Raw genomic sequence first — 6,568 nt, 5'->3', positions numbered from 1 at the left:
CCCCCACCCCGGCGCCCGCGCCCGCCGAGCCCGGCGACGACGGCGGAGCCCGGTCCGTGTGGACGTTCGCGCCCACCCCGCGGCTGTCCTCCTACGTCACAGCCCTGATCGCCGGGCCGTACCAGTCGGTCCGGTCCGAAGTGACCAGCTCCGACGGGCGGGTCATCCCGCTGGGTGTTTTCGCCCGGAAGTCCCTGATGCAGTACCTCGACGCGGAGAACATCTTTGAGCTCACCCGGCAGGGCTTCGGGTTCTTCGAGGCCCAGTTCGGTTGCCCCTACCCGTTCGAAAAGTATGACCAGCTGTTTGTGCCCGAGTTCAATGCGGGCGCCATGGAGAACGCCGGTGCGGTAACCATCCTGGAAGGCTACGTGTTCCGCGGCAAGGTCACCGGCGCCCAGGTGGAGCGCCGGGCCATCACCGTGCTGCACGAGCTGGCGCACATGTGGTTCGGCGACCTGGTGACCATGCGCTGGTGGAACGACCTGTGGCTCAACGAGTCCTTTGCCGAATACATGTCGCACCTGGCGGCGGTGGAAGCCACCTCCTTCACCAGTGCCTGGACCACGTTCGCGTCGGTGGAGAAGTCCTGGGCGTACCGCCAGGACCAGCTGCCAACCACCCACCCGATCTTCGCCGACATCAACGACCTGCAGGACGTGGAGGTGAACTTCGACGGGATCACCTACGCCAAGGGCGCCTCCGTGCTCCGGCAGCTGGTGGCCTGGGTTGGGCCGGAGCAGTTCATGGCCGGAGTGCGCGAATACTTCGCGAAGCATTCCTGGCAGAACACCGAGCTCAGCGACCTCATGGTGGAACTGGAAAAGGCCAGCGGCCGGGAACTGGACAGCTGGGGCAAGCAGTGGCTGGAAACTGCGGGCGTCAATACGCTCACCCCGGAACTGGACGTGGACGCCGACGGCACCATCACCTCCTTTGCCATTGCCCAGACTGCCGTTCCGGAGTGGCCCACCCTCCGCCCGCACCGGCTGGCCGTTGGCTTCTACAACCTCTCCGCCGCCGGAAAGCTGGAGCGGGTGCACCGCGAGGAACTGGACGTGGACGGCCCCCGCACCGAGGTGCCTGCCCTGGTGGGCCTGGCCCGTCCTGACCTGGTGCTGGTGAACGACGACGACCTGGCCTACGCGAAGGTCCGGCTGGATCCGGCGTCCCTGGCCACCGCCACGGCCCACCTCAAGGACTTCGCCCAGAGCCTGCCCCGGACCCTGGTGTGGAACTCGGCCTGGGACGCGGCCCGGGACGGCCAGACGCCGGCCCGGCAGTACGTGGGGCTGATCCTGGCGAACGTCGCCGCCGAAACCGATTCGTCGGTGATCCTGGTCCAGCTCCGCCAACTGGCGACGGCGCTGAACTTCTATGTTTCCGGGGATCACCGCGAAGCCACCACGGTGGCGGCGGCAGACACACTCTGGGACCTCGCGGGCAAAGCGCCCGGCGGCTCCGACGCCCAGCTGCAGTTCATCAAGGCTTTTGCGCTCCACGCCGGAAGCGCCACTCAGCTGGACACCGTGGCGGGGCTGCTGGCCGGTTCGGTCACGCTGGAAGGGCTCGCCGTTGACCAGGACCTGCGCTGGGAACTCGTGGCCTCGCTGGTGGCAGGCGGCCGGCTGGACCAGGACGGAATCGACGCCGAGCTGGCACGCGACAACACCGCCAGCGGGCAGAACGCCGCGGCGCTGGCCGGGGCCGCGATCCCCACGGCTGCGGCCAAGGCAGCAGCCTGGGAGTCGATTGTGGTCAAGGGCAGCCTGTCCAACGCCCTGCAGGGCTCGGCGGTGGCCGGGTTCATGCGGGTCCGGGACCGGTCCCTGCTCGAGCCGTACGCCGAAAAGTATTTCGAGGCTGTGCCGGGCATCGTCGAAAACCGGACCCACGCACTCGCCCAGCAGATCGTCGTCGGCCTCTACCCCGCCCTGCTGACAACGCAGGCCACCGTGGACCGGACGGACGCGTTCCTTGCCGGCCTTCCGGCGGAGGGCGCCGCGCTGCGCCGCATGATGCTGGAAAACCGCGACGCCGTGGCGCGTGCGCTGCGGGCCCGTGCCGCGGACGCCTGAAGGACAGGCCGTGAAGAATCTGCACGAGCACCACTACGCCCTCGCGGTCCAATGGACGGGCAACCTGGGGACCGGAACATCCGGGTACCGCGATTATTCGCGGGACCACAACGTGCTGATCCCCGGGCTGCCCGTCCTCAAGGGTTCGGCCGACCCCACGTTCCACGGGGACCGGGAGCGCTTTAATCCCGAGCAGCTGCTGCTGGCTGCCCTGGCGCAGTGCCACATGCTGTCCTTCCTGCATGTGGCGGTGCAGCACGGCGTGACGGTGCTGGATTACCGCGATGAGGCCACCGGGATGATGCGGCTGAACCGGGACGGCAGCGGCCAGTTCGAGTCCGTGACGCTGAACCCTCAGGTCACCGTGGCCGACGCCGGGCAGGCCGGGCTGGCGGAAACGCTGCACCATGAAGCCAATAAGGTGTGTTTCATCGCCCGGAGCGTCAACTTTCCGGTGCAGCACCGGCCGGTGACGCTGGTGGCCTAGGGGCCGTTCGTGAGGGCGCCGACCAGGCGGGCCTCGGTGGCGGGGCTGAGCCCCGCTTTCCGGGGCCGGTCCAGACCGCGGTGCCGCTCGTCCAGCAGCGTGTCTTCGACGGTCTCCTGCCAGGGCCGCAGCGTCAGGCCGGCCGCCTTCGCCGCGGTGTTGCTGCGTGCCATAAAGCCGTCGTTTCCTGGCGGGAGCCACAGCGGCAGGGAGTCCGGTCCGGCCCAGTACGCCACGCCTTCCGCGGCCAGGAACTCCACGTTAGCTTCCACTGTTCCGCCGCGGTGGCCGGCCGCCGCACGGGACGCCTCGATGTAGCTGCCGAAGGGGACGGCGTCCCCAATGGCATTGAGGGTTCCGGTGGTCCCCTGCTCCGCTGCCTGCAGGAGCCAGGCCGCCAGGTCCCGCGCGTCGATGATCTGGGTGGGGTGGGCGGCGATGGCCGGGACCAGGACGGGGCTGCCGCCCCGGGCGAACCTGCCCGGCCAGTAGCCGTACCGGTCAGTGCTGTCGCCCGGGCCACTGATCAGCCCGGCCCGGCACAGGTGGGCCCGGCCTTCCGTGGCTGCCAGGGTGGCTGCCTCGATGGCTGCCTTCGCCGCACCGTAGGTTTCCGGTGTGGCCTCCGCACCGGCAGGCAGGGACGGCAGCAGCGCGGCGTCCTCCGCCGCGCCCGGGACCGAGTTGTCGGCGTAGACGGAGCTGGTGGAGACGAAGGTCCAGTGTGCAGTCCGGCCGGCAAGGGCGGCCAGCGCGCCTTTCGCCAGGGCCGGGTCGCGGGCCACGTCGATGACGGCATCCCAGTCCTGCCGGGCGGCCCCGGCGTAGGCTTCCGCTCCCAGTGAACGGTCCGCTTTAAGCCAGGTGGCGCCGTCGGGCGGGATCCGCGTGGTTCCGCGGGCCAGGCAGGTGACACGGTGCCCCAGGGCCACCCCCTGCCGGACGATTTCTGCGGACAGGAAGGCGGTACCTCCCAGGACAAGAATGCGCATTGGTCCACCGTACGGCGCTACTGTTGAAAGGGAACAGACCCCCACCCCAAGGAGTATTTCCCGCTTATGGTCAGCATGATGTCCATCCTTCCCAACGCAGCCGCAGCGCCCGACGGCATCAGCTTCACGGGAATCGTTATCAGCATCGGGATCGGGATCGCCTTTTGGCTGATCGCCACGTTTGCGATTGCCCGCATCACCAAGCGGGTGGCGGCCGGCAGCAACTTCTTCAAAAAACGCACCTTCAAGTGGGTGGCCCCCGCGCTGCGTGCCCTGGACCACGAACGGCGGGTCCAGCGCGCGGAAACCATTGGTTCCCTGCTGAACAGCATTGTGGGAGTCCTGGTGGTGGTGATCACCAGCATGTACGTGCTGCAGAACCTGGACATCAACATCGCGCCGCTGCTGACCAGCGTGGGCATCCTGGGTGTGGCCATCGGCTTCGGCGCCCAGCAGCTGATCCGTGACTTCCTTGCCGGGATCTTCATCACCATCGAGGACCAGTACGGCATCGGCGACGTCATCGAGACCAGCGAAGTTGTGGGCGTTGTGGAGTCCATGGGCCTGCGGATCACCCGGGTCCGGTCCGACGACGGCGCCATCTGGTACCTCCGCAACGGCGAGATCCTCCGGGTGGGTAACAGGTCCCAGGGCCGGTACGTGGCCCCCGTGCAGGAACCCGCCGCGGGCCTGATGGCTCCGGCCGAGTACGCCGAACCACGCAAAACCGAACAGAAAGCCGGCGAATAGCATGAGTCTCCCCCTGGAGCCGCAGCGGCCCCTGATGCAGAACGATCCGTTCAGCAAGCCCGGGTACACGGACAATTTTTACGACGCCGTGGGCGGCCACGGGACGTTCGTGAAACTGATCGACGTTTTCTACGACGGCGTCGCCACGGATCCGCTGCTCCGGCCCATGTATCCGGAGGAGGACCTGGCGCCGGCGAAGCGCCGCTTCCTGATGTTCCTGGAGCAGTACTGGGGCGGCCCCACCACGTACGGCGAGGAACGCGGCCACCCGCGCCTGCGGATGCGGCACATGCCGTTCCAGGTCACGCCCGAAGCCAAGGACCGTTGGCTCTTCCACATGCGCACTGCCGTGGACGCCCTGGCCCTTCCGCCGTTGTACGAGGGCACGTTGTGGGACTACATGGAGCGCGCGGCGCTGTCCATGGTCAACAGTCCCTCATCCTGACCGGGCGGCCGGGCCGGTAGCCTGCCGAGGCGCCCGGGGGCCGGGGCCAGGTTCAGGCGCGGTTGCCGGCTTCGGCCGGGGCCGCTGTTCAGACGGGGCCGCTGCCTGTACGGGCCAGGACGTGGCCGCGGTCGCCGGAGAGCCGGAACCAGCGGCCGGCCCGGAACAGGGCCTGCTCCCCGGTTCCGAGGAAACCCAGGGTCAGGGCGGCGAAGGCAGCCCCGGCCGGCAGCCCGCTGCCGTCCAGGTCACGCCCCCACACGGCTGCGCGGGCGTTGCTGACGATCAAGGCGCCTGGTTTGTCGGGGACGATGCCCGCTACTTCGGTGATGCCGGCTTCGGCCGCAGCACGCAGGTCGGCGTCGCTGATGCTGCCAATGCGTTCCCACCCGCCGCGGGGCGCACTGACTCCGGTCCACGATTCGGTGACCGTGGACGGCGGAACCGGCAGGTCGACGTCGTGCTCCCCCGCCCGCGCCAGCCGGTCCAGGACCGCGCTGATCGGCACCGTGACGTCCGTGCCGGACGGCTGGGCCAGCGCCATGGTGCGCAGGCCCAGGATGGTGGGCGTCGATTCGCCCAGAGCGCGGGGCCGCAGCACACAGACGTAGGCGGCCAGGACGGTGCCGGCGGCCTGCAGCCGGATGGCGCCGTCATCAATGGCCTTGGCGCGGGTGGCGAAGGTCTTCAGGTCCGCGAGATCCCGCGGGTCGGCGAAGCGGAAGGATGACGTAAGCAGATCAGACACACCAAGAACACTACCGGCTGCCGTCCGGTTGAGCCGCTTCGGGGCGCCGTCTAGAGTCGAACCATGACTGAAGCCGAAGCCGGACTGCTGGCGCCACCCAGCGGCGACCCCACCTCATCGCTGATCACCCTTCTGGACCTTGGCCATCTGGAGGGCGCACGGACGGATGAGGATATTTTCCTGGGGCCCTCGCAGCAGCAGCCCCATCAGCGGGTGTTTGGCGGCCAGGTCCTGGCGCAGTCGCTTGTCGCCTCCATCCGGACTGTGGCGGACGGCCGGGCCGTCCATTCCATGCACGGCTACTTCCTGCGGCCCGGCGATGCGAACAAACCCATCACCTTTGGCGTGCAGCGGCTCCGGGACGGCCGGTCCTTCTCCGCACGGCGGGTCCACGCCTACCAGGACGGGGTGCCCATCCTGTCGATGATCGCGTCGTTCCAGGTGGAGGACGAAGGAGTGGAGCACGCATCCGCCATGCCCGAAGGCATCCCGGACCCGGAGTCCCTGCCCAGCACCGCGGACCTGCTGGGCGGTTTTGATCATCCCGTGGCCCGGCACTGGGCCTACGAGCGGCCGTTCGACATCCGCCACGTGGACCCGCCGCTGTACGTGTCGGCGAAGGGTGAGCGTGCGGCCACGAATGCTGTCTGGATGAAGACGTTCGGGCCCATGCCGGACGATCCCAACCTGCACCGGGCCGCCCTGGCCTACGCCAGCGACTACACCCTGCTTGAGTCCATCCTGCGGCGCCACGGGCTGAGCTGGATCACACCCGGCATGAACGTGGCCAGCCTGGACCACGCCATGTGGTGGCACCGGCCCGCCCGCGTTGATGAATGGCTGCTCTACGTCCAGGAGTCACCCAGCGCGCACGGTGCGCGCGGCCTGGCCACGGGGAAGATCTTCAACCGGGCCGGGGAACATGTTGCGTCCGTGGCCCAGGAAGGCATGGTCCGGGTTCCGGCCGAAGCCGCCCGGCCCGGTCAATAGCGCGCGTCCCGGTTTAACGCCGAAGGACGGCACCCCTTCCGGGGGCCGTCCTTCGGTGGTTCAGCGGTGCTGTCTGCC

General features: G+C 68.8%; 7 protein-coding genes. 5 read left to right on the top strand and 2 right to left on the bottom strand.

Annotated elements, in window-relative coordinates:
• Both pepN and ASF72_RS07440 read left to right on the top strand, forming a co-directional pair.
• Positions 1–2,078: aminopeptidase N (gene pepN, locus ASF72_RS07445; RefSeq protein WP_235504680.1), on the top strand; the 2,078-nt coding region annotated here is incomplete at its 5' end.
• Between the two features lie 10 nt (positions 2,079–2,088).
• Positions 2,089–2,565 (top strand): OsmC family protein, encoded by a 477-nt coding sequence (locus tag ASF72_RS07440; protein WP_197273532.1) that lies wholly within the window; start codon positions 2,089–2,091, stop codon positions 2,563–2,565.
• Here ASF72_RS07440 and ASF72_RS07435 read toward each other — a convergent pair.
• Positions 2,562–3,557, bottom strand: a complete 996-nt coding sequence (locus ASF72_RS07435) for an epimerase (RefSeq protein WP_050684733.1) — start codon at positions 3,555–3,557, stop codon at positions 2,562–2,564. The two genes, ASF72_RS07440 and ASF72_RS07435, sit on opposite strands and share 4 nt — an antisense overlap.
• 66 nt (positions 3,558–3,623) lie before the next feature.
• On the opposite strand from ASF72_RS07435, the gene ASF72_RS07430 reads away from it, so the two are divergent.
• Positions 3,624–4,307: a mechanosensitive ion channel family protein gene (locus ASF72_RS07430; protein ID WP_056597798.1), complete on the top strand. Its 684-nt coding sequence runs from the start codon at positions 3,624–3,626 to the stop codon at positions 4,305–4,307.
• Between the two features lies 1 nt (position 4,308).
• The gene (locus ASF72_RS07425; RefSeq protein WP_050684735.1) at positions 4,309–4,752 is read left to right on the top strand and encodes a globin; all 444 of its coding nucleotides are present in this window, start codon (positions 4,309–4,311) and stop codon (positions 4,750–4,752) included.
• A gap of 88 nt (positions 4,753–4,840) precedes the next feature.
• Here ASF72_RS07425 and ASF72_RS07420 read toward each other — a convergent pair whose 3' ends face one another.
• Complete coding sequence (locus tag ASF72_RS07420) at positions 4,841–5,500, bottom strand: hypothetical protein (RefSeq protein ID WP_056597796.1); 660 nt, start codon at positions 5,498–5,500, stop codon at positions 4,841–4,843.
• A 63-nt stretch (positions 5,501–5,563) separates the two neighbouring features.
• On the opposite strand from ASF72_RS07420, the gene ASF72_RS07415 reads away from it, so the two are divergent.
• A complete protein-coding gene (locus tag ASF72_RS07415; RefSeq protein WP_056597794.1) occupies positions 5,564–6,490 on the top strand; it encodes an acyl-CoA thioesterase in 927 nt (308 codons plus the stop codon).
• Positions 6,491–6,568 lie beyond the last annotated feature (78 nt).

It is taken from the genome of Arthrobacter sp. Leaf141 (assembly GCF_001424565.1).
Taxonomy (GTDB): Bacteria; Actinomycetota; Actinomycetes; order Actinomycetales; family Micrococcaceae; genus Arthrobacter.
The sequence above is the reverse complement of the archived record's forward strand: the minus strand, read 5'-3'. Positions and strand labels throughout refer to the sequence as shown.